A 26009-nucleotide genomic window follows, 5' to 3' on the forward strand; every position below is an offset into this window, starting at 1 on the left:
GGGGTTCTAGGGATTTTCCCCTCTAAAGTAACATAAATCGCCATACTCACCATATTTAAAGGCATACAAAGGTGGGTTACTTCTCCAAAGTATGGCAAATTATGAGGTTAACAACCCCTTAAACTTAATTTAATTCCTATGGCTATAAAAAACGAACTATCAATTCTTACCAAAGCTGAGCAGCTTGATCTATATTCTCCGCCGCTATTATCACTTGAACAACAACGATTGTATTTTACGCCAAACGAGATCGAGTTAACAGAGTTGAAAAGTATTCGCCTAAGGAACCACCGATGCTATTTCATTGCGTTATTAGGGTATTTTAAGTCTAAGCCTGTGATTCTTTCACCTAGCTTTAACCTCATCTTTGACGATATGCAGTTTATTTCAACGCAAGTTCAAGGAGGCAAAGGGATCAGGCCTTTCAGCATTAATAAGATGCAGCGTGACCGTATATATCAAAGAATACTGAGGTTATTAAACTATCAGAAATGGGACGAAAGTCTGCACTTTGCGCCGCTGTACGAACATCTTGTTATGGTCGGCAAAGCTTGGCTTGAGCCTCGTTATCTATTCGATGCAGCCGCTGAATATCTAGCAACGCATAGAATTGCCATCCCTAAATATACTGTCTTACAAAAGCTTATCAGTCGTGTTATCCAACAGGTCAAGAAGGCGTTAAATAATAAGCTTCGTATTCATGTTTCATCTGAACTACACGGATTTCTAAATACTATTATCGATGACAAAGATGGGCTCTCCTTAAGCCAGCTTCGAGCCGGTGCAAAAAGCGTTATGGTGACAGAGCTAAAAAAAGAACTGACGGTGTATCATCAGTTACAGCCTTATACAAGACAGATTGATAATGCTGTTAAGGGCTTAGCCTTATCGTCTAAAAACCAACAACACTTCGGTGAAATGGTGGATTATTATGGCAGTAAACTAAAACGCTTTAAGCGTCCACAGCAACACCTATGGTTGCTGTGTTTTCTGACTCAACGCATACGGCAAAGCCTAGAGCGATTGGCTGATGGGTTTATTCATCATATCCGTAAACAACAAGAAGCTGCGCATGCGTTTGCCCAACAGGCAGTGTTTGACTCATGGAGGTCAGCTGCAGACAATGTCACCAAAGCCGCAGAATTACTGCATCTGTTTGTTGATGACAGTATCGACGATAATCAACCATTTGCAACGGTTAGGCAACAAGCATTAAGTGTAATGAATAACCAAGATATAGAAACGCTATGCCTGTACTTAAAAAAGCAAAAACGCACGGTAGAAGAATATCAATGGCAATATTATGATGATCAAAACGGGTTAATTGAGCAGTTATTAAGGCCCGTGTTTCTATGTCTTGAATGCCAAGCAGGTAAAGGCTCAGAAGCATTAGTGACCCAGCTCAAAACCACAAAAACAGAACTATTAGCAGGTAATACATTGCAAACAATGGATAGTACACTTATCCAACAAAAACATCGTCCATGGTTAATTAACAAGGATGTTGTTCATCCACAGCGATACGAATGGTTGCTTTACCGTCAACTGGCTTCTCGGCTTAATGGTCGAATTTACTTATCAAACGTCACTAAATATCGTGCGCTAGAAGACGACTTAATTGCATCGTCAATACAGCCTGATCTATTGGCATCATCAACATTGGAAAAGCTAAAGCAGCCGATTCAGAAGCTACTGCAAGTAAAACAAATACGCTTAACAACATCCCTAGAAGATGTTGCTCGTCACATTGATAATGGTGATAACCGCAATGTGATCATGAAGAGCCGAAGTGGCACACGATGGCGACTGCCAGTTAAAGGCTCCCAATCACTTGTCAACAACCCTTTCTTTAAACAAATGATCCCCGTCAGTATTGCTGATGTGTTGCGTTATGTTGAACAAGAAACCAACTTTATGCAATGCTTCGCACACGTGCTGCCAATACAAAAACAAGTAGGCGCCAATCAGGATGATTTATTGGCTATTCTAATTGCGAATGCGACACATCGCGGCGTATATGGGATGGCACAAATATCTGATCGCAGTTATGAGCATCTAAGCACTATACAAGCTAATTATATTAGGCCTGAAACCTTGCAAGAGGCTAGTGATATCATCAATAACGCAGTAGCGGCACTCCCTATTTTCCGCCACTATCACATCCAAGAAGACGTCCTGCACGCCAGTACCGATGGGCAAAAATTTGAAACTCACCTTGAGACTTTTAAAACTCGCTACTCCTCGAAATACTTCGGCACCAACAAAGGTATTACGGCCATGACGTTAGTTGCCAATCATAGTGCGTTAAATGCCCGTATCATAGGATCTAATGAGCATGAGTCCCATTATATTTACGACTTACTACAATCTAATACTAGTGATCTTAAGCCAGATGTCCTCTCAACCGACACCCATGGTGTTAATCATGTTAATTATGCCTTATTGGATTTATGCGGTTATAGTTTTGCGCCTAGGTATGCTCAGTTCACCAGTGTGATCAATGACCTATTTAACGTAACTGAAAGCGACGACGGAAACACGCATCTGGCGCTGAAAAAGCCGATAAAAATGAATGTGATTGAAGAAGGCTGGCAGGATATTCAGCGTATTGTGTTATCCCTTCAAGAAAAACGCACAACACAGGCATTGCTAGTACGCAAATTATCTGGTTATCCATCTAGACACCCTATATTACAAGCATTAACGGAATATAATAGACTCATCAAAGCCCAATATTTACTTGATTATATTGATGATGCAAGTCTGCGCCAATATGTTCAACGAGCACTGAACCGAGGCGAAGCCTGGCATTTCCTCAGGCGAGCTATTGCATCGGTCAATCGTGACCAGTTCCGTGGAAAAAACGAATCAGAAATAGTCGTCTGGAACGAGTGTGCCCGTTTGACGGCAAATGCTATTATCTACTTTAACTCGATGATCCTAAGTCATCTATTACTGCACTTTGAAGAAGTTGGTGACGAGGAAAAAGCAGCAATAACTCGACAAGTATCACCCGTTGCATGGCAGAACATTAATCTGAGCGGCACTTATCAGTTCGCTAGTAACCGCAAACTACCTGATTTACAGGAAATAACTAGGCCTATTGTTGAAAATGAAGTCTAAAATGAAAGGTAACCCAGCTCCACAAGCCATTAACTGCGAGGGTTGTGGCGATTTATGTTACTTTAGAGGGGAAAATCCCTAGAACCCCACAAGGCTTAAAATTGTAGAGAGCATGACTAGAAATAGTCGGTTTTTTTACGTCTGCAGAAAATGAAATGTGCGAATTAACACACTCATAGCAACACCATCACGTAGGTCGGGCGAGCACAGCGACTCCCAACGTTAAAATCACATTATAGTGTTCTTATTTCACGAGCTGGATTACCCGCTACTACGGTATTAGCCATTACATTTTTAGTAACCACAGCACCCGCACCCACAATACTATTTTCGCCTATATTAACTCCAGCAAGAATAATAGCGCCTGCGCCAATCCATACGTTATTGCCTAACGCGATAGGTGCTGCAAAGTTTTCCTTATTAAGCCTTTCTGCTGGATTAGTAGCATGTGACACAGCTAAAAGCTGAACGTTCGGGCCTATTAAGCAGTCATCACCTATGGTGATTGAGTAATTGGCTAATGGCGAATCGAGAAGTGTGCAATTAACATTCATAAAAGTACGATCACCAATAACTATTTGATTGCCATAATCGCAATGAAAACCTGATTCTATAATTACCTCTTCACCGCATTGTGCGAACAGCTCTTTAATACGCTTTAAATTACCTTTGCTCGGGCTTTTATTGAATAATCGGCATATCTCGCCTGTTTGTTTTCTTTGCATTAAATATGGCTTAGTCACGCTATTAAATAATTTCATTGAGTTTGTTATTCATTTATATGCATACATTATTAAGTATTATCTCATGCTTATATATTTTACTGAAAAGTTGTTATTACCTTTTTGTATGGGCTAAAAAGGTTTTAAACAAATTTTGACTTTTATTATATTCCTTTTTAAAAAAGCTTTAATAATGTAAAATTCATGTTACAAGGAGTAAGTAATGAAATTAAATAAACTAACTAAATTATTCTGTTTAACAATTATTTTAGCCGGTTGTGGGGGAGGGGGTAATGATGCCAGCCAACCTGCTAATAATGATTCTGGTTCTTCTGGAAAAACTAAATTTGTTAAGCCTGATTATCAAAATACGCCTACCTATGACGGTGAATTATCTTTATTCGAAATAACAGCAAGTAATGTAACTCAACTAACAACTCAGTACTCATATCTAATAGATAGCCTAAATTCCATAGTATTTGGAGAGGATTATCAAAATCTATTTCTCCACGACCCAGTGCTAGATAACCAATCTGATAATTTCGGTTGTGTTACTGGCTCTGCTGACATGAAAGAGGAAGAGGCTAATCAGCACTATATAATTACTTATAACAATTGCTCTGCTGCTGGGTGGGTTTTTAATGGGCAATCTGATATTTATATCGAAAACTCTAACGCTGAATTTGTTTTAGAATATGGGGTAGTACCTAGTTTAACAATTAGTAACGAAGTGCTTGGGGTTACCTATTTAACAGAAGGTTTTGCTATTGCTAATAGTCAGGGAGTTAATAGTGACAGTAGCGCTACTGTGAATATTCAATTTAAAGGTGCTGATGAAAATTCCCTTGATATTTTATTCTCTAATGTAAGGCTTGATGCTGTTTTAGATGCAACCAATGTTGGGTATGGTATTGGTTTTAATGGCGAAGTTTATTTTAGTGATTTAGGAAAACTAACAATAAAAACTGATGAGTTTTATCCAACCAATGATATATCTCTGCCTTCAATAATAGGAGCAAAGTACACCCTAATATCACAAAATACTGCTAGTGTAGCTCTCAAAGCTAATGGCATTTCGACCATACATCTATCTAATGAATTTTTGCCACTAGAGTTTTATTTAACTGACTTAGATAATGTTTATAACAATACTGCCAACTCTATTCCTATAGCAAGTATTTCAGGCTCGAACAAAGCTCTACGACACTCTATCCTTACTCTTGATGCAACGCAGTCCAAGGACCCTGATTTTGAACCATTAGGTTATGAGTGGAAATTAATAACTTTTCCGCAGAATGCTAGTTGGCAACTTGGCACCGGTAGCAAAATTGACTTTATTGGAGACCTGCCTGGCCTTTATCGTATTTCGTTAACAGTTGTAGACCCAAGTGGTGCAGAAAATACTGTGGAGCATGAGTTTAAATTAGAAAAACTGCCAGCAATTGTTTCTGACATTACTGCATATGATGAAATAGAATTAGGTGAACACTATACAGCCATTATTAACTTATCTAATGATGAGTTCGATGGTCCTTTTGAATACAAAATTGCTTATGGGCCAAGTAATATCTCGATTTCAGAACAAGGAGAGATTAATTGGTTAAGCAACGCGCCTGACTTTGGTAGTAATTTAAACGTAAATTTTGCTGTTGATATCTCAAACTCTGACAATCAAATAAGAATTAAGCACCAAATCAACCTTCAATCACTCGGTGGCGTAGATAATCGCTCAGTTGGTTATGTGAACAACTCAACATCCAGTGTAGCTTCAATTAAGCTTTCGAACCAAAAAAGGGGTGTATTACGCGGTAATGATAATTATATCTTAAGTCTCAGTGAGACAGGGTTGCTAGAATACAATAAATGGATACCTCCCTTACCTTCAAATGTTGAGCATGTAGGTGCATTTCTTAATCAGTCAGGGACGCAACTAAATTGGCTAAGTATTACTTACAACCAAGAGGCAGCTAAGCATCAAATATTTTTAACTAATGAGGGCTCAAGTAGTTTGCTGATAGATGATGTTTCGGCTGAAAATTATAACTCTATGGTATTTGATTACAACGGCGATGGTATTGAAGATATTCTTCTTTCGGCGGGGCATTCGTATGATAGCTATCTTATTAATGGAAATGATCTTTCTATCACTACGCTTATTGTTGCGCCGGACCTTTCACTTAATTATTCAAATCGCTTGATTCAAGTTTGTGATTTGAATAACGACGGCTTTAAAGAGTTAATTGATAGGGAAAGTATATTTGATGTCAAACAGAACAAATACCTGATAGGACCCTATTCTGAATATAAATTTAAGGCATTTACCAGTGGTGATAATTGTCGTGTAACTAGATATAAGGCCTCCGAACATTATAGTGAACTAATATGGTGGGAAGGTGGTGAACTGCAGGTGGGTAGTGAAAAGTTTGAGACTAATTTCAATGATGGTATTTCGATTAGCCTTGAAGTAGATAGTCCTTATAGTCATGTTTATTTTTCTAATTCAAAAGAGCTTTATTACTTTGATCAGCAGTGGCAATTGTTCTCTGTATCTATTGCTGAAAACCCCATTGGGAGAGTAATAGGTGCTGTTGATTTTGATAATGATGGAATACAGTCATTATTAGTAAGCAAAACAGATAGTTTAGAAGGAAGTTATTTATACGAAGAATATGCGATGCAAAGCTTTAGCTATGAGAATGGGCTATGGCAGCTTGAGTATTCATCAGTGGCTCAAGGTCAACTTCCTAATCTTCATATTGTTGGTGCTGTTGATGATACGGTTAGCATTTCAGATTTTGGCCGTTCGGCTAAGGTAACGCACAATAATGCACCTGTTACTTTCACTGGAGAGATGCTGTTAACGCAAGATAATGAAAATCAAATTGAGTATTCATTAACTCAAATTAACAACGAGACATTTATTGTTAAACGCAATACAGGTTCAACCAGTGTAATTTGGCAAACTAGCGTTGCAGAAGTGACTTTTTCTAATTCGTATGATTTTGCTTTTACAGAGTCCGAAACACACTTGAGCTTTAAAAGTGATATTAGATATTACACAATCGCTAAACAAACAGGAGAAGTCGTATCAAGAGCCTACTTTCCTTACTTGCCGTCTGAGGAGTTGTCAAAAATAATAATAGGTTATTACGATTTAGGTATAGCTTTTTACGAAAATCCAAGCTTATCACCCATTTCAATTGACAGTAGCAATTGGCCTGTACCTTTAGATTTCTTACAAGAAACAACAAGCCATGTCGCGCATGTACATGCTATTCAGCTAGATTCAGATCCTCAACTAGAGCTAATAATTGATTATCGTACTTTTGGTACTTTCGATGAAGAAGGTGGTTTAATAGTATTAGATACGAAAACGAAAGCATTAGAAATTTTGGACGAACAACAAATTAAGGGCTTTACAATTTACCACAAAGAGAAAATCCTCGATGAAACTATAGGTGGCGTTTATGGCCGAAACTATCTGGCGCATTACTCTATAGAAAAAACAATTAGCCTAGTGGATAAGTTATCAAATCAAGTTATTTGGGAGAGTCCACAAATCTCGAATAATTACCACGATGTATTAATTCAAAAAGATGAGCGTGATTCTTGGAGTTTATATATTTTAGGTAGTGAGTTTTTAATATATCCTTATTTGAACTAAAAAATAATAGCGTGCTCAGTAATCTAGTTTCTAGCTCACTGAGCAAGTTAGAATGTTTCACCACATCTACATGCTGTTAAATTAAAAAGCGCACATTGCGCTTTTTTTACTCATTCACTTGCCATTTAGGTTGTTTCGTTTAAAATCGCATAACTTTCGAAATGAAACTTAATTCACGAGCTTTATGACTAAACGAAACACACAGCAGCGTCGTCACAATATACTGGTTCAAGTTAATGAATTAGGTGAAGTAGCCGTTGAAAAGTTAGCACAGCAGTTTCAAACATCTGAAGTAACCATTCGAAAAGATTTAACCGCGCTTGAAAAAAGTGGCTTATTGCTGCGCCGTTACGGCGGTGCTATTGCTCTGCCTAAAGAAATTGTTAGCGATGAAATAGATTCAAAGCGCAAAGTCGCAATAGCTAAGGCTGCAGCAAAACTTATAAAAGATCATAACCGCATTATTATTGATAGCGGGCGTACTACTGCTGCGATGATCCCCGAGCTTGCTGATAAGCGTGGGCTAGTTGTAATGACAAACGCAATTAAAGTAGCGAGTCGTTTATTAGCACTTGAGAACGAGCCAACACTTTTGATGACCGGTGGGACGTGGGATCCGCATTCTGAGTCGTTTCAGGGGCAAGTTGCCGAAAACGTATTATGCTCTTACGACTTTGATCAGCTCTTTATTGGTGCGGATGGTATAGATGTAAAACGTGGCACAACAACCTTTAATGAGTTAGTTGGTTTGAGCCAAGTAATGGCAAAAGCGGCTCGTGAAGTAATTGTAATGGTTGAATCAGATAAGATTGGCCGAAAAATACCAAATTTAGAATTACCGTGGAAAATAGTAACCACATTAATAACCGACAATGGCTTAGCAGATGAAAAGCGCAAAGCAATTGAGGCGTGTGGTGTAAAACTAATTTGCGCTGAATTTATTGAGTAGCCACAAAGTGGTAAATATACAAGATTATTGGAGAGATTATGTGTGGAATAGTTGGGGCAGTTGCAGAACGTCCAGTAAATAGAATACTGATTGAAGGGCTGAAGCGACTTGAATACCGTGGCTACGACTCTGCCGGTGTAGCACTACTAGAAGGCTCTACGCTAAATACTGTAAAAGCAGTAGGTAAAGTAGTTAACGTAGAAGCAGCTCTAGAAAAAGCAGGTGTTAGCGGTCATACAGGTATTGCACATACGCGCTGGGCAACACATGGTAGCGTTACAGAAGCAAATGCACACCCACATGTATCAAACAACCAGTTAGCACTTGTGCACAACGGTATTATTGAAAACCACGCAAGCTTACGCGCATCGCTTAAAGAAGAAGGCTACGAGTTTCTATCTGAAACCGATACCGAAGTAATGGTGCACTTAATTCATAAGCTTCGTAAGCAGCAAACTAGTTTACTTACAGCAGTACAAGCTGCTGTTAAACAGTTTGAAGGCGCTTTTGGTACAGTTGTATTTGATAAAGCGAACGACAACGAAATCATTGTAGCGCGCTCAGGTAGCCCTCTTGTTATTGGTTTAGGCCTTGGCGAAAACTTTATAGCTTCTGATCAGTTAGCACTATTACCTGTTACTCGTAGCTTCATCTTTTTAGAAGAAGGCGATGTAGCGCGTATTACACGTGACACAGTAGAAATTTTTGATGAAAATGGCGACGCTGTAGAGCGTGAAGTGATTGAGTCAAACATTACACAAGATGCATCAGGCAAAGGCGACTACCGCCACTACATGCTAAAAGAAATCTACGAGCAACCACTTGCGGTACGTAATACCCTTGAAGGGCGTTTAAACGACGACCGCGTAGCAATTGATGCCTTTGGCGAAAGCGCTCAGCAAATATTTAAAGACGTAAAACACGTGCAAATTATTGCCTGTGGTACGTCTTACCATTCAGGTATGGTTGCACGTTATTGGCTTGAGCAATTTGCAGGCGTTAGCTGTAATGTAGAAATAGCTTCTGAATTTAGATACCGTCAGTCGTTTGTTCATGAAAATAGCTTACTTGTTACTATTTCTCAATCGGGTGAAACTGCCGATACGCTAGCTGCATTACGCCTAGCTAAAGAGCAAGGTTACATGGCCTCAATGACCATTTGTAACGTACCTGGTTCATCGCTTGTACGCGAATCAGACCTAGCCTTTATGACTAAAGCTGGCGCTGAAATAGGCGTGGCTTCTACTAAAGCATTTACAACGCAATTAGTTGGTTTGTTAATGCTTACTGCGTCTATAGCTCAAGAAAAACAGCTTGATCAAAGTGCTATTGTTAATGCTATAAAAGTACTACCTGCTAAGCTTGAAGAAACATTACTGCTTGCAGATGGCATTGCAGACCTTGCAGAAGAATTTGCCGACAAGCATCACTCACTGTTTTTAGGTCGTGGCTCACAATATCCAATCGCAATGGAAGGTGCGCTTAAGCTTAAAGAGATTTCGTACATTCACGCAGAAGCCTACGCAGCGGGCGAGCTAAAACATGGGCCACTTGCGCTTATAGATGCCGACATGCCAATTATTGTTGTAGCACCAAACAATGAGCTATTAGAAAAGCTTAAATCAAACGTAGAAGAAGTACGTGCACGTGGCGGCATTATTTACGTATTCGCAGATAAAGATTCACACTTTGAGTCAGACGACACAATGCGTGTTATCAACGTAAACCACACTGACGACATTATTGCGCCAATTGTTTACACACTGCCATTACAGTTACTGTCGTACTACGTAGCAGTAATTAAAGGTACCGACGTTGACCAACCACGTAATTTAGCTAAATCAGTTACTGTTGAGTAAAATCAATAGGTTGGTAATTACCTGTTGTGGGAAAACAATAAAGTTTCACCCCATACAATAAAGTACCATCCCAAACAATAAAGTTTAATTCTGATAAGTAATTTAAAGCCGACAATATATGTCGGCCTTAAATTCTTAACTTTTTACGTTTTTATTTCGCGAGAGATCCTGCGATAAAGCTATGTTTATCTAGGGTCTTCTAGATTAATCTTGTCGGCTATAACATATGGCTTAAATTCAGTATGTGTAATAATTTTCTTATCTAATCCATTTTTTGCAGTCCATTGTGTATTCTCTCTTAAAAATGCTCGATTAGCGTGAGACTTTGATTTATTTACTAATCCTAAATGGTAATCCATTTCATGGTCTTCGCTAAAATTTACATAATCCCAATCGTTCATTATTTTTTCCTTACTTTTCAAGTGCAACATTGCACAAAATATATACTGAGGTTACAAAGTCGATTTTGCAAGCTGTTAGTTTCTGTTTAGATAGAGGGATAGAATTAATAAGGTTGCATCACACTTCGACTCTAGCTATGCTCAAATTTGAATCAGTTATAGCGGTATATTATGTCTAGGAAGATTGGTCATACTGAAGCCCAATATAGTAAATGGATTAAAGAAGGGCGTGGCTTAGGAGAATATCAAGATTATAAACCTTGGTTAACCGTTTACGATGTACCATCCGACGGTCGTGTGCACCGTGTTTTTGGTTATAAGTCCAAGCGAACACACCATTTATTATCTGACCTCGAACTTTCTATGTTTTACTTGCTTGAATGGCGGTCAGATGTGCTGCAAGTAAAGGAACAATTTCCGCTTGATCGTGATGTTACTAAAGAGCTTGCAGAAGCGGCAGGTATTAAGCACCCGAACTTGCGCGGTTTAGAGCAATATTTATCAAGTGACTTTCTTGTTGAAACCAGCTCCCGTGATCTCCCCTATTTTGCGTTACAAGCTAAGTATATGAATTCGTTTGAAGAGCTGCGAAAAATAGAGATTCTTGAACTAGAACGCCGTTATTGGCATGAAAAAAAGATCCCTTGGCAAATAGTAACTGAGGCCGAAATCCCGCGCGTAGTGAAAATTAATATAGAATGGATTTACTCAATGCAGGGGGCGCATAAAGAAACACCCGAATCAGCTATTGAGCAAGCTCGATTTTATGCGGACTATTTCGCTAAACATCCAACCAAAACTCTTATAAACACGTGTAAGGAGATTGATTCGGCCTACGAACTAGATTTAGGAGAGTCACTCTATGAAATACGCTGCTTAATGGCAGATAGGTATTTTACCTTTGATATTTTTACGCCAGTTCAAAAGCTTCAAGTTGGGCAACTTAATTTAGGTGATGTTGATCAGATTAAAGAGGTGTTGCGTGTTTCAAATCAATGAAGTATTACAATACGAACAAACTTTGTACCGTATTTTAATGGTGTTTGATTACTACGTACTTTGGATAAAAGTAAATGATGATAAGGCCTTTCCTGAGTTTGTCGAAATAGCTGAACTAGAACAAGGGTTTCAAGATGAAGTAATCAAACGTTCGAATGACCCATATCGTGATATTTTCACAGTTATTCCTGAGCCAGGTTCTACCGCTCAGATAAAGCGTGATGAAAACTATGCAGCAATTAAACCCCTGATAGAGCTTGAAGATTGCTACGAATCAAAAGCTCGTGGCAGAGTAGTTAATCAAATAGTAGCTGACACAGGTAAAACCAAGCAATCTATTTACCGCTTTGCTCGCAGGTACTGGCAGCGTGGTCAGATCCCGAACGCATTGTTACCTGACTATAAAAACTCAGGTGGAAAAGGACAAAAGCGCCGCGCAACGACTACGAAACTAGGTCGACCTCGAAAGTATATGACTGGTACTGGCGCTTTAATTGATGACTTTACTGAGAAGCTCTTTCGTATTGCCATTGAGCGTCATGTATTAACTGACAAAAGTAAATCATTTAGGTACGCACACAATCGCCTTAAAGACATATACGAGCAATATTTTCCTGAATTACCTGAAGAAGAATTGCCGACGCTTAGGCAAATGGAGCACTTTTTTAAACGTGAATACCGCCAAGTTGATAAGATTGAAACACAGGCTGGCGAAATTAAAAATAAGAAAGATATACGGCCGCTTACTGGTACTGCAGCAGCAGATGTTTTGGGGCCAGGTATGCGTTACGAGATTGATGCGACAATAGCTGACATTTATTTGGTATCAGATACTGAAAGAAGCAATATTGTTGGCCGTCCAATCATTTATATGGTCATTGATGTATTTAGCCGTATGGTGGCAGGCTTTTATATCGGCTTTGAAAACCCATCGTATGCAGCAGCAATCCAAGCTCTACATATGGCTTCTACTGATAAAGCTGAATATTGTCGTAAGTTTGGCTTTGATATAACCCCAGAAGAATGGCCATGCATTGGCTTACCTTCCGCACTTTTAGCGGATAGAGGTGAATTAATGGGGCATCAGATTGAATGCCTAGATAAAGGATTTGGGGTGCGTATTGAAAATACATCGCCATTTAGAAGTGAGGCGAAAGGTGTTGTTGAGCGTTCTTTTAACACTTTTCAAGCAGTGTTTAAGCCTTTTTCACCGGGTGTTGTCACAGGAACCAAAATCAAAAAGCAAGGCGACAGAGATTATCGCTTAGACGCTAAGCTTACGATTCAAGAGTTCACTAAAATTATTTTAGCGTCAGTGCTGTACCACAACCAATATCACGTAATTAAAGGCTATGATAAAGCAGCTGATATGCCAACCGATTTACCAAATAACCCTCTAGCATTATGGAATTGGGGCTTACAACATCGTACCGGTCGATTAAAAAAGCCTGAAGCAGAACATCTACGTGTGGCGCTCATGCCGCGAACACGCGCAACGATATCAGAATCGGGAGCTTGCATTTTTGGCCTGTATTACACCAGTACTGAGCTCTTAAAGCTTGGTTGGATGCACCGAAGTAAGGAAGTTAAGCGACCTGAAAAAGTGGACGTAGCATATGATTTAGCAACAGCAGATTACATATACATATACCCTGACTCTAAAAGCAACAGCTACTTTGCCTGCCAATTAGCAACACGCTCAAGGCAGTTTTCTGGAGCTAGTTTCTGGGATGTATGGCAACAAAGTGATGAACTAAAGCAAACTCAGGCAGATGCAAAGCTAATTGCCGATGAACGCAAGCGCGTTTTGGAGCGGCAAGTAATAGGTGTTGTTAAACAAGCAGAAAAAATAGCACCAAAACAAACTGGTTTGTCAGATGCTGAACGAATACGCAATATCCGTGATAATCGAGCTGATGAAAAGGCCAAAGAACGCAAAACACGAGCTTATAAGCCAGTTGAGATTGATACCAGTAAATCAGCTCAAGTACATTACCTCTCAGAGCCGGATGAGGATTTGGATTTTCCTGACTTTTCGGAGCAGCTGTTTAAGGAAGATGACGACGTATGAATTTATCACATAACATCTTCAGAGCCGTTTATCAGGAATCTGACATTGAGCGTTACAAAAGTAACCCGTTTATTGAGGCACTACCAAAAGTTAGCAAAATCAATGAGCTTAAAATTAAGCTAGAAGGTAAGGTTAAATACGACCCAGCAGCCGGTTATTTAGATGCCAGGCAACGAGCACATGAGCTATGTGGCTTACTTGATGACTTTTTTCAGCCGTTATCTATACATGTGGCACTCGAAGAAAAAATAGCTCTAATGATCCGTGGTGGCTATGTTGCCAGAAACATCGCGACTGGTCAGCTGCAACAACATTTGCAAAATGGCTACGAACGAATGATGACAGGAGATATCAATAGCTTTCGTTTCGCTGAAGCTCCATCGACTGCGCGTTGTTTATCGCTAATAGGTTGTTCTGGATGCGGTAAAAGTTCCAGTGTATTACGGATATTAGCCACCTACCCACAAACGATTTATCACGAGCAATATAATACTTACCAGCTAACCTATTTGCGTATTGAGTGCCCAGTTGATGGGTCTTTAAAGAGCTTATGTTTAAACTTCTTCCAAGAGGTAGATAAGCACCTTCATACTGACCTTACTGAAAGGTACGGTCGCAAACGTCATAGTACAGAGGTACTGTTATCATTTATGGGGCAGGTAGCCAACCAATATGCTATTGGCGTGTTAGTGATTGATGAAATTCAGCGCTTAGGACGTAAGCAACAAGAAGGACAAGAGCGGATGCTCGAGTTCTTTGTAGCACTAGTGAATATTATTGGTGTGCCGGTGATTTTAGTTGGTACCCCTAAAGCTCGGCCGATATTCGAACTAGAGTTGCAATCTGCAAGGCGCAGTACTGGAATTGGATCTATGGTTTGGGAGCCTTTACCGCAGTACAAAAATAGAATTGATAAGGAAACGGGGAAGCCAAAGCCCACAGAGTGGCGATTATTGACTGATAAGCTTTGGCAGTACCAGTGGCTTATTCACCGCGATGAACCGCTCACCGAAGAGATCCGAAATACGTGGTTTGAGTTATCCCAAGGTGTGTTGGACATTGTGGTTAAGTTATTTGTACTTGCGCAGCTACGCGCCATTATCACGGGTGTTGAACGCATATCATCAAAACTATTTGTGAAAGTGTATGAATCAGAATTACAGCCTATTCATCCGATGATTGAAGCGCTTAAATCTGGTAAAGCAGGTAGTATTGCAAAATACTCAGACTTACAATTTAGAGAAATAGATAAACGATTGTTAGAGCTCAGTAAGCAGATCTCTGAAGTTGAAGCTACTAAGCTAGACTCACTACCTTTCGCCAGTGATTCAGAGGCAATGAGGCTTTACAATCTCCTGCTCGGGATGGGGTGCGACTCAGAGTTGTTGGTACCATTAGTTCAAAAAGCAGTTAAAGACCACCCAAACTTACAGGTAAGAGGGCTTATTCCACTCGTACTTGAGTGGTATGAGCAAACGCCAGACGAAATTGAAGAGTCCAAAGAAAAACCAAAGCTAATCAAACTTAAAGATTGGCATACACTATCAAGCAACGATTTACGGTTTGGTTACTCTCAACACAAAAAGCAATCAACTGAGCTTTATCAGCGCTACAAGCAACAAGGAAATATTTTTGATATAACCGCTTGGCTTAAGCAAAGCGTGTAGCATGGCGTGCTTACCAGTGCCTTATCCAGATGAGCTGCTTTATAGCGTTATTGCAAGATACGGTGTACATTCAGGCATAACCTCTCCCAAGCAATTACTTGATGATGTATTTCAAAACCGTAAAATAATCGCCTCAGTTGCGTTTCAAGGACATTTATCGCAGATCTCTATACATTATCAAGGTAATGCTAATTTAACGCCACACAAGCTATTACAAGCCCACACACTATTTCCATTATATTCATCTTTTGTTCACCCAGACATTACCGAACACGCTAAGCATGAGTTACTCTCTGATTGCAGACATTCTGCAGAAGTACAGCTAGGTAAGGCTGCATCCAAAGTTAAAAGTCCTCACTACTTGCGATATTGCCCGTTATGCGTAGGGGCACAAGTAAAACAATATGGAGAGGCGTTTTGGGCAAGGCGATGGCAGCTTCCTGGCTTATCGGCTTGTTCCGAGCACGGAATGTATCTTATAAGAACCCCTGTGTTGATTAGCGAAGTACACAGGCATCAATTTATCGCACTTAGCCCTCATGTGCTTTTACACTCAAGCCCACGGCTTACAACCAATAAAGTTGCAATGCTTGCAGCGTATGCTCAGCAATTACTGAACTTGCCTGAACAGCGTATTCACTCGTTGCAATGGAGTTGTTTTTATCATCAATTAGCTAAGCAGTTAGGCTTTGTTAGGGGAAAGCATGTTGAACATAATCTAATTGCAAACTTAGTTTTAGGCTACTGGGGAGCTCATACCTTAGCGAGTTTTTCGCTCAATATTAATAAAGCAGATGAGAACAATTGGTTAAGGTGTTTGTTTAGAAAACACAGAAAATCGTTTAGTTATCTTCAGCACTTAGTAGTATGGCAAGCGTGCTATGAGCAACAACTGGAACTAGCGAAAATACTCTTTGAAGTCTCACAACTACCACAATCGCATTATGATGATGTGCCTGCGCACATTGAGCCGGTAATAGTAGATCAAATACGTCGCACAGAATGGCAACACGTTGTCGCTAAATTTGGCGTTAAAGGCGCGAGAAGCCAAGGTTTTGCAGGCTTATATATATGGTTATATCGGCATGATAAGCAATGGCTAATGCAATTTAATCAAGGCTCAGTGCGCCCAAGTATTGCTAAAATAAGCAAAGTCGATTGGCCCAGCAGAGACAAAAAGTATGCAAAACAACTTATTTTATTGATGAATAAAGTAGAAACTCAGCTTGATTCAGACCGCCATACAGTAACCTGGTTGGTTACCCATGCAAGTATCCCTTTGTCTCAGATCAAACATTTAGAAAAGTTACCGTTATGTAAATTGTTTTTTGAAAAATATTGTGAAAGTATAGAAGAGTATCAATGTCGTAGAATTGCATTAGCTTGCATTGATAGTTTAAAAAAATACGAGCAATTGAAAGCATGGCGAATTGAGCGTATAGCAGGATTAAGCAAGGAAAGAACCCGACCAATTGTGTCGCAACTGTTAGGATATGCAGTAAAGTATGAAGCAAGTTGATCGATTTAAAAAACTACCAGACAATGCCAGAATACAGGCTATGGGTAACCTGTTTAAATACAGCGACCGTCTAACATGGGATATTGGAGTTCGTATTGAGAATTCCACCCGTCAAGCTCTTAAATTTAGCCAACTCCCATATTTAAGCAGGCAAGTCGTATTAAATCAGACTACTGCAGCCATTCCTCCTGGCTTCCCACTTGAATTTACCTTACCTGATAATGCACTTTGGCAAATGGCTACTGTTAAAGATTGTGGTTTAGTTAAATTCAAAGCTGGTGATGAGCAATCTCAAAATTGCTTTATGTTTGAAAGTGAAGATAAAACTATTTATCTCCCACAATTGGAGCTCGCCCGTGCACTATTTTTTACTAATAACTATTTTGCTAACGCAGCGCTGGTTAACAATGCTCTCGATTTTGAATTTGACGTTGAATACAATCCATCAAGTGATGATGAAGAGTTTCCACTTGATGTATTAATCAACGCTTTGCCTACAACAAATTGCCCAAAAGTATTATTTGATAATGAAGGGTTTAGATATCTGCTTGCTTGGATATTGCTAGACAGTGATGTAAAGGATTCGTTTGAAAGTATTTATAGGTATTTCTCACAAGAGCTTATAAGAACAGACAGGTTTGAACGTTGGACATTTAGGTTTGATCCACCTCAATTGAAGGGCGTAAAAATCGCCGCACGAGGCTGGAAATCACCGGATGAAAATATTTGGTTTATTAATCGTATTGAAGCGCTAGAAAACTTGTCGTTTCCAGACATTGCAGATATTGGTTACTTTCATCCAAACTTTACTGAGAACACACCTAGTTCTAGCAAAGGCACAGGTGGCACTTATCCTCAATTACCTACACAGCGAGAAATAGACGAAGAGAGTGATGGTAGCTCAGATAACGAATCAGCTTTAATATTCTGTGATGCTACACTAATTAATTTCAATTACTCTCCTCGCACTCGAAAAGTCTATGCTAAAGCCAAAGCTAAATCAGGTGGTAAAGAAGATGAAGAAAAACCTAGTAGATTATCACCAGAGGTAAGCACAGATGATTCAAACTCTCGTGGCGACATACCCAGAGCCACCGTTGATGGTTTAGATGGTCAAACCGACAACGCTCACTTATACCTCAATAAGTTTGATAGTTTCTTTAAAATGCTCGAAGTATTAGAAAAAGAGCACGGTGTTAAACAAAGCAAGCCAGTTGTTCGCAAGTTGCCAGAAATAGGTCGTAGTAAGAGCCACCTAATGAGTGACTGGTCACCAAGATGTATGGCTATCGTGCGAGTTGAACATCAAACCGAAGGCTATTTTTTGTTAGAGGTAGATACTTCAGATGGTAGAGCCTCGATTGCTACAAAAGTAATTTCAGCTAGAGCATTACAACCAATAGGTTTACTAAGAGATTTTATACCAGAAATAGAAAGGCGATTACTAAGCAATCAATTTAGTTGGCCAAAAAAGTATTTTGATGAATTAGTTGGTGAAGGTAATCACAAAAGCGTGTCACACCAGCAGTCTAAAAATGAAGGTAGATTAGTTGAGGACGCTGTAAATAAGTGGGCTGAACGCTTCTTAAGTTTGTTAATTAAATAAAGTAATATCCCTTAATTTATTGACATTATTGTCTCAAAATTAAGTCTCCGATAGAATTAGACCAGACCACGGACTTTATCAACAAAAGTGATTAAATTGTTAGAAGTTAGTCTTATTATCAGTCAAATTGAAGAGTTTTTTGTTAAAAACTTCATAATTTTGCCCTCGAAGGTAGTTAGATAAATTAGTTGGCAAGGGTGGACATTTAAGTGTGATGCACCAAAAGTCTAAGAGAGAGGTCAGTTTAACAGAAGAAGATATTGCTAAATGGGCGTTTAGGTTTATAAAAATTTTAACAAGTAAATTTTAAGGAAAATAAATGGCTAAAATTCCATTTGAAGTTTCAGCAAGAGCTGCAAGATTAATCGGTAGGGAGAATGTTGCTTCTGTGGAAGGTGCGATAACTGAACTCGTAAAAAATACATATGATGCAGATGCAACTAGTTGCATCTTATTAATATTACCTGTATTCAAAGAAGTCCCTGTTGAAATATCCTCAAAATTTTTCTGGCAGTTAAATGAATATATTCAATCCTCTCTCTTAAGTTACTACCATGAAAAAGAAAGTTTTTATGTATTAAATGCACTGGATAAAAATCAAGAATCGAAACTTAAAGAGACTTTGAATAATATTGTCGACCTGTGGATCATTGATAATGGCCATGGTATGAACAGTGAGACTATTAAACAAAATTGGATGGTAATTGGTACTGATAACAAAGAGTCTAGGTCAAAGTCACCTGGCAATCGAATTGTTAATGGGGCTAAAGGAATTGGTCGATTTGCACTAGATAGACTTGGTAATCAATGTGATTTATTTTCTTTTTCAGAAGATAATTTTATACACTGGCGTGCAAATTGGTCAGATTTTGAAGGAAAAGGCAAAGTTCTTGGAGATGTAACCGCTGAGCTGAATGACATTAGTGGTACTCCAAATGATCTTTTTGAGCAGTTTGAAATAGCCGAGTTGCTTCCAACTCATGAGCCTAATGATAAAGAGGCTATGCATAAAATTGATTTCTCAAAGGGAACAAGCATTAAGATTAGCTTTATGCGCGATCTCTGGACTGGTAGAGAGGTTAAAAATTTGCAAAGGTCACTATCGTCATTAATTCCTCCTAAAGAACAAAAAGATTTTAATATTTATTTGCATGATACACGGTTAGAAAGTGGTAATGAAAATTGGATTGCTCGAAATATACCTGATGAGAGTGATTATGCTATTAAAGCAACCGTTAATGAAAATGGCTCTGTATCAATTACGATTAGTAGACAAGAGTTTGATGCTTCACTGGTGACTCCAACTTTATATAATTTTGAGCAAATGAAGGAAAAAGGTTACACAAAAACAGATATTGACAAAGGTTTTTTTGAGTATGATAAAACAATAGGAGAGTTATTAAAAATTGATGATGAGAGTATGTTAGATGATTACTTAGCATTAGGCTCGTTCTCACTTAACTTATTTTATTTTAAATTAAGTTTACCTAATAAAGATAACTTAAAAAGATTTCCTTACAAAAACTTTGATGTACAAACACGGAGAAATTGGTTAGAAAATTCAGGGGGATTAAGACTATATAGAGATAATTTTAGGGTTAGGCCGTATGGAGAACCAGAATCTCATGCATTTGATTGGTTACTGCTAGGTCAAAGAGTTTCTAAAAGTCCAGCTGCTGTTACACGCATAGGGGGGTGGAGAGTTAACCCTCAAAATCTTGCGGGAACGATAAGCATATCTAAAGAAACAAACCCTTTATTATCAGATCAATCTAACAGAGAAGGAATTTCTAACCCTAGAGCATTCAGATTATTTAAAGATTTAGTCTCATCTATTATTAATGAATTTGAAAGAGATAGGAGCATTATTTTTCACTATTTGGAACGGGCATTTAGGCTTGATAACCCAGAAGAAGAAAAAAAACAAAAGGGTGAAAAAGCAGCCTCTCAGGCGAAGTCAACAAAAGGTCAAGGAGTGTCTGCTGAGCAAGTGCTAGATATGGTTCAAGCAATTGAAATTAATAAGGAAGAAAAGAAAGAGCTTAAAGATGAAAATCAATTGTTGAGGGGACTAGCAACGTTGGGAACAGTATTAGTTTCTTTTACCCACGAGCTGAAACAAATACAAGCGGGTATGAAAAATAGATCTAAAAGGATGGAAGGTGCACTGAATAGAGTTATTGATGAAACTAAATTATTAGGCATTTCCGAAGGTCTTAATCCTTATAAGATGTTGGATAGATGGAAAAGAGAGGATCAAAAAGTTTCATATTGGGTTGATTTTGCCCTTACTTCTGTTAAATCAAAAAAACGACGTAGACGTCATATTAATATAAAAGAATACTTCGATGAATTAAAAATGCATTGGGAGGGCTATTTAGACGCAAAAAAAACAAAGTTAGAAATTAAATGTGATGATATAGATGCTGAAATTCTAGCTCATGAAATAGATTTAGATAGTATTTTCTTTAATCTTATTGTTAACTCCGTAGAAGTATTGACGAACCCCAGGAAACCATGGCCAGGAGAAAGAATAATTTCTCTAAATGTGTCCAATTCCTATGGAAAATTCATTACTGTCGAATATGCTGATTCTGGTCCTGGTCTTTCAAAGAGCTTTAGAAAACCAGAGGATATATTCATTTATGGTGAGTCTACTAAGTCTTCAATGGATGATAATGATAATGGTGATGGTACTGGTATTGGTATGTGGATATTGAAGACTATTGTAGATGAATATGGTGGCAAAGTTGTTATAAAAGATGCTGGAGAACCAGGCTTTAAATTAAGAGTTGATTTACTTATAGCGGAGAAATAACTATGGAAGGTAATACAATAAGCATTTTGTACATAGATGAGGAAAAAGATCAGTTAGCAGATTTTCAAGCAGATGCTGAGCTATCTGATTTGTTTGATAAAATATACTTGTTGGAACCTAATACTAACTTAGATGATATGGTTGCTGAAATTTTGGAACTCAAAGTTGATGCAATAATTTCTGATTTTGCACTAAATGAATCCGCAGTTATTAGTTATAATGGAGAGCAGCTTCTAAATGCAGTTCAAAAAGTTCGACATAACTTTCCATGTTTTCTAAGAACATCACATGAAGAGGACGCAATTCTAAACTCTTTTGATGTGAATAGGATATATGTTAAAGAGGATAGTTTAGAGCATAATTCTGAGAGGAACCTCTTTAAGAAAGTTGCAGACCAAGTAAGTGCTTATTACAGAAGGTTTGAAGCGGTTAAACAAGAGCATACTGAACTGAAAAGTAAGTTATCTAAAAAAGGACTTAGTAGCCAGGAAACTGATAGGTTAATTGAACTAGATGATATGCTTGAATCCTTGTTATCTGCAGAAAATAAGACTCCAACAGAAGTAAAAAAGCTAGCATTAAATAAATTTGATGAATTAATGAGTTCAACTGATAAATTAATTAACGAAATTGAAACTAATTTAGGAGTGAACCCTTAAAATGCTTAAGGTTAGGGGAATACATCCTACGAGAAGTTCGGTTGAAAGAAAAGGTCACTACCGCGACTACCGCATTGAGCTGAGAAGAGATTTTAATGGTTCTTGTGGTTATTGTGATGACAACGATAAGTTTCAAGATAAATCGACATTTCATATAGATCATTTTGCGCCAAAATCTAAATTTCCAGATTTAGAGTTGGAATACAAAAATTTAGTATATAGTTGTCGTTTTTGTAATATTGCTAAGTCGAATAAATGGATTTCGGATGATGCAAATATCCCTAATAATGGCATGCTAGGCTTTATTGATCCCTGTGATGAAAGTTATGATGAGCACCTTTATAGAGACTCTAAAGGGAGCATAAATGCAAAATCAGATCTTGGTTGTTTTTTAGTTAAAGAATTAAACCTTGGTCTAATTAGGCATGAATATCTGTGGAAAGCGAGGAAGTTAAGAGCCCAAAAACAGAAGTTGGAAAAGTTATTGTCGAAGATACCTAAAACTTCAGAATCAAGACTTTCTATTTTAGAGGCTATAGTTGAACTAGTTAACGAATATGAAAATTACTTTTCATGGGCTTGTGAGTAATAATACTTTATTAAAGTTAGAGTCAATTAATTTATTTAGCTGCAGACAAAAGCACCTAAATAAATTAACCTATCAATTATTATCAATCTTTGGCATACCTAAAGTAGACAGTAGCGTTGTCTGATGGAATGAAACTATTTAAATGAGTAAAAAAAGTGGTTCATATTATACGCCTGATAATCTTGCATCTTTTATGGCTGGATATATACGAAATAAATGCGTAAAGGAAAAAAAACACCTAGAAATTCTAGAGCCTAGCTGTGGAGATGGGGCTTTTCTGAAGGCTATAAGTAAACACTTCTCTGACAAAAGTATACATATTGATGCAATTGATCTTGATGCTTGTGCAATAGAAAAAATTAAGAAACTATCGGGCTCGCTTCACGGCGAATATACTGTCACTAACGCAGACTACTTAAATTGGAGTATGAATACGGACAAGAGATATGATTTAGTTATTGGTAATCCGCCTTATATTTCCAAAAAGCTTTTAAGTGAAAGTCAGAAAGAGAGTTGTAAAAAAATACATGCCAAGAATGGTGATTTTGGTACTGAAATTCATAACATATGGACTTCATTTTTATGTGATGGAGTGGAAAGACTTTGCTCCGATGGAACTTTAGCATTTGTTCTACCAGCAGAACTGTTGAAAGTAAAGTTTGGTGAAAAAATTCAAAGAGCACTACTAAGGTTATTTCAACGAATTGAAATTTTTACGTTTTCTAAGAATGTATTTCCAAACATTGAACAGGACACCGTAATTCTTTTCTTGTATAAGAAAAGTAAAGATGAGGGATTATATTTTACAACAATACATGACTCCAATTGTTTAATAAATAATAGATTTAAGCTTACAAGAAAGCGTTCGCTTGAAGCTATGAAATTAAAATGGAGTGCTTATCCATTGATGGAAAAGCAAATAAACAGTGTAGTGAGCCTTAAGAAAAAATTACCTCCAATAATTTCTTATTGTGAAACTATTCCTGGAATTGTTACTGCTGCAAATGACTACTTTATCGTAAGTAAGTCAGTAGTAGATGAGTTTGAGTTAGAAAGTTTATCAAAACCTATTGTACAGAAAGGGATTTTTGTTAATGGGTGTGTGAGTCTTAGTAAAGATAAATTTAAAAGTTTGATTGATCAGGATAAACCGACACATTTTTTGGATTTGTCGCAAGCTGATTTAACAAACCAAAAGCATAAAAACTATATCAGTATAGGAAAACAAAGAAAAATTGATGAGCGCTATAAGTGCACTCTTAGGAATAAATGGTATGAGGTGCCGGGTGCTTGGGTATCTGACGGTTTTTTCTTTAAAAGGTGCCATGACTACCCCAAATTTATCTACAATGATGCTGACGCCCTCGTAACAGACTCATCATATAGAATTAAGATGAAAGAAGGATATGATATTCGCTCTTTGATTTTTTCATTTTATAACTCTTTAACTTTGGCATTTTCAGAAGTACAAGGTAGGTATTACGGTGGTGGAGTCTTAGAGCTTACTCCATCAGAGTTTAAGTCTTTACCTATCCCATACATGAAAGTTACAACAGAGGAGTTTAATGAATTTGTTGAAGCTTTTCATAATAAGAAAAACATTGATGAAATAATAGATCGTAACGATGCGATATTACTTTCAACCCAACTTGGAATGACTGATGATGCAATCGAATCTTTAAAGGTTGTTAGAAAAACTCTTATGGATAGACGTCAAAATATTAGTAAGTCACAGTTTAGTTAATCTAGAGAAATTGCGTATTTCGGCTGAATTGTTCAGTTAACCAAATACTATGAACAAAGCTGGTTGTTAGTATGACACTTTATTATTTAAATGCTTTATTTATATAGGTAAGCACTCAATTCAGTATGATACTTTATTAATTATCAGTTACTTTGATTAACAAACAAACAACACCTCTATCTCTGTTTAGTATGAAACTTTATTGTTGCTCCACACCTGTTAAAGATAAAAAGGCGCTTAATGCTGTCTCTTATACACAAATCCCTGCTAAGAAATTAGCGGGGATTTTTTTGAACTAAATCTCAATGTCATGATCAGATCTTCAAATCTTGTTTGAGGGCACATTATGATTAACGAACATACTCATTGGGCAAAACAACAATTCGGTAAATCGGACTTAGGTGATCCAAGAAGAACAGCGCGTCTGGTAAAGTTAGCATCAACGCTTGCAAATGAACCAGGAAAACCACTTGTAAACATCACTCAATCCCCCGGCGATATGGAAGGTGCCTACCGCTTTATTCGCAACGAGAATATTGGCGCAACGGCTATAGCAGAGTCAGGCTTTAAAGCCACGGTTGAACAAGCAAAAAGTCATAACTTGTTGCTCGCATTAGAAGACACGACCACACTAATTTATAAACATTCCTCCATTCGAGATGATTTGGGTCATGTCGGACGAGGAGCAAAACAACGAGGCTTGTTAGCTCATAGCGTATTACTGTTTGCGCCAGACACAAAGCAAGTTGTGGGATTAATTGAACAGTCTCGCTGGAGTCGTGATATCAACACGATTGGAAAAAGAGAAAAACACGCGACGACTTCTTACGAAGAAAAAGAAAGTTACAAGTGGGAGTCAGCGTCACGAGCGATGGCAGAGCGGCTGCAAGGACAAATGGCGAACGTGATATCGGTGTGTGACCGCGAAGCGGACATCTACGAATACTTGCAGTATAAACTGACCGAGCAGCAACGATTCGTCGTACGCTCGATGCAAAGTCGTCATATTGAAGAAGGTGAGGATAAGCTCTATGCGTTTGCAAGCGAGCTGATGAGTGCAGGCACCAAACACATCCACATTGCACAAAAAGGAGGAAGAAAAGCCCGAAGCGCAACACTGGATATCACCTATGCGCCAGTGACACTCAAAGCGCCTTACAATAAGAAAGGACACTCCCTCCCAGTTTACTATGTCGGCTGTACAGAGCGAGGAAACGCTAAGAATGGCTTAAGCTGGCACCTATTAACCAGTGAACCAGTCACCAGCAAAGAAGACGCCTTAGCTATCATCACCTACTATGAGCACCGTTGGCTTGTAGAGGAATACCATAAAGTCTGGAAAAGTGATGGTACGGATATCGAAAGTTTACGCCTTCAAAGCCAAGATAACATGGAAAGATTGGTGACGATTAATGGCTTTATTGCGACGCGAATATTGCAACTAAAGTTCACCAATGAGCAGCCTGATTCTCCAAGTTGTGAACAACTGTTATCTCCCAAAGCATGGAAGTTATTGTGGTTAAAGAGAATAAAAACACCATTGCCTGAAACTGCTCCAAATATGTCATGGGCGTATCAGGAACTGGCAAAGTTAGGAGGCTGGAAAGATACCAAGCGCA

Annotated in this window: 16 protein-coding genes; 14 read left to right on the forward strand and 2 right to left on the reverse strand. The window is 38.3% G+C overall.

Going from position 1 to position 26009, the window contains the following annotated elements:
• The first annotated feature begins 138 nt into the window (after positions 1-138).
• Positions 139-3123: a Tn3-like element ISKox2 family transposase gene (locus L652_RS0106355; protein ID WP_008126957.1), complete on the forward strand. Its 2985-nt coding sequence runs from the start codon at positions 139-141 to the stop codon at positions 3121-3123.
• Positions 3124-3356: 233 nt separating this feature from the next.
• On the opposite strand, the gene L652_RS0106360 is transcribed toward L652_RS0106355, so the two are convergent.
• Complete coding sequence (locus L652_RS0106360) at positions 3357-3884, reverse strand: sugar O-acetyltransferase (protein ID WP_024596997.1); 528 nt, start codon at positions 3882-3884, stop codon at positions 3357-3359.
• A gap of 184 nt (positions 3885-4068) precedes the next feature.
• Here L652_RS0106360 and L652_RS0106365 point away from each other — a divergent pair, with 184 nt between their 5' ends.
• The 3 genes from L652_RS0106365 (at position 4069) to glmS (ending at position 10317) form a co-directional block, all read left to right on the forward strand.
• Complete coding sequence (locus L652_RS0106365; RefSeq protein WP_024596998.1) at positions 4069-7509, forward strand: VCBS repeat-containing protein; 3441 nt, start codon at positions 4069-4071, stop codon at positions 7507-7509.
• 184 nt (positions 7510-7693) lie between these two features.
• Positions 7694-8458 (forward strand): DeoR family transcriptional regulator, encoded by a 765-nt coding sequence (locus tag L652_RS0106370; protein ID WP_024596999.1) that lies wholly within the window; start codon positions 7694-7696, stop codon positions 8456-8458.
• Between the two features lie 38 nt (positions 8459-8496).
• Entirely contained in the window at positions 8497-10317 is a 1821-nt protein-coding gene (glmS, locus tag L652_RS0106375) for a glutamine--fructose-6-phosphate transaminase (isomerizing) (protein WP_024597000.1), read from the forward strand.
• A 185-nt stretch (positions 10318-10502) separates the two neighbouring features.
• Here glmS and L652_RS0106380 read toward each other — a convergent pair whose 3' ends face one another.
• Positions 10503-10718 carry a hypothetical protein gene (locus tag L652_RS0106380; RefSeq protein WP_024597001.1) on the reverse strand — a complete coding sequence of 72 codons (216 nt, stop codon included), beginning with the start codon at positions 10716-10718 and terminating at the stop codon, positions 10503-10505.
• 171 nt (positions 10719-10889) lie between these two features.
• Between L652_RS0106380 and L652_RS0106385 the strand changes: the two genes are divergently transcribed.
• The 10 genes from L652_RS0106385 to L652_RS0106430 form a co-directional block, all read left to right on the forward strand.
• On the forward strand, positions 10890-11717 hold the full coding sequence (locus L652_RS0106385) for a heteromeric transposase endonuclease subunit TnsA (RefSeq protein WP_024597002.1): 828 nt from the start codon (positions 10890-10892) through the stop codon (positions 11715-11717).
• Positions 11701-13788, forward strand: a complete 2088-nt coding sequence (locus L652_RS0106390) for a Mu transposase C-terminal domain-containing protein (protein WP_024597003.1) — start codon at positions 11701-11703, stop codon at positions 13786-13788. Before L652_RS0106385 ends, L652_RS0106390 begins: the two co-directional genes overlap by 17 nt.
• Positions 13785-15455, forward strand: coding sequence for an AAA family ATPase (locus tag L652_RS0106395; RefSeq protein WP_024597004.1), 1671 nt, complete (start codon positions 13785-13787; stop codon positions 15453-15455). Before L652_RS0106390 ends, L652_RS0106395 begins: the two co-directional genes overlap by 4 nt.
• Before the next feature lies 1 nt (position 15456).
• Positions 15457-16974, forward strand: coding sequence for a TnsD family Tn7-like transposition protein (locus L652_RS0106400; protein ID WP_024597005.1), 1518 nt, complete (start codon positions 15457-15459; stop codon positions 16972-16974).
• Positions 16961-18580, forward strand: coding sequence for a Tn7-like element transposition protein TnsE (locus tag L652_RS0106405; protein WP_024597006.1), 1620 nt, complete (start codon positions 16961-16963; stop codon positions 18578-18580). Before L652_RS0106400 ends, L652_RS0106405 begins: the two co-directional genes overlap by 14 nt.
• A gap of 319 nt (positions 18581-18899) precedes the next feature.
• Positions 18900-21398 carry an ATP-binding protein gene (locus L652_RS0106410; protein WP_024597007.1) on the forward strand — a complete coding sequence of 833 codons (2499 nt, stop codon included), beginning with the start codon at positions 18900-18902 and terminating at the stop codon, positions 21396-21398.
• Positions 21399-21400: 2 nt separating this feature from the next.
• On the forward strand, positions 21401-22057 hold the full coding sequence (locus tag L652_RS0106415) for a hypothetical protein (RefSeq protein WP_024597008.1): 657 nt from the start codon (positions 21401-21403) through the stop codon (positions 22055-22057).
• A gap of 1 nt (position 22058) precedes the next feature.
• Positions 22059-22646 carry an HNH endonuclease gene (locus tag L652_RS0106420; RefSeq protein WP_024597009.1) on the forward strand — a complete coding sequence of 196 codons (588 nt, stop codon included), beginning with the start codon at positions 22059-22061 and terminating at the stop codon, positions 22644-22646.
• A 142-nt stretch (positions 22647-22788) separates the two neighbouring features.
• Positions 22789-24390, forward strand: a complete 1602-nt coding sequence (locus L652_RS0106425; RefSeq protein WP_024597010.1) for an N-6 DNA methylase — start codon at positions 22789-22791, stop codon at positions 24388-24390.
• Between the two features lie 346 nt (positions 24391-24736).
• Positions 24737-26009 (forward strand): IS4 family transposase (locus L652_RS0106430; RefSeq protein ID WP_024603372.1); only part of this gene is annotated, 1273 nt, incomplete at its 3' end.

The organism is Pseudoalteromonas sp. TB25 (genome assembly GCF_000497995.1).
In the GTDB taxonomy this organism is placed as follows: domain Bacteria; phylum Pseudomonadota; class Gammaproteobacteria; order Enterobacterales; family Alteromonadaceae; genus Pseudoalteromonas; species Pseudoalteromonas distincta.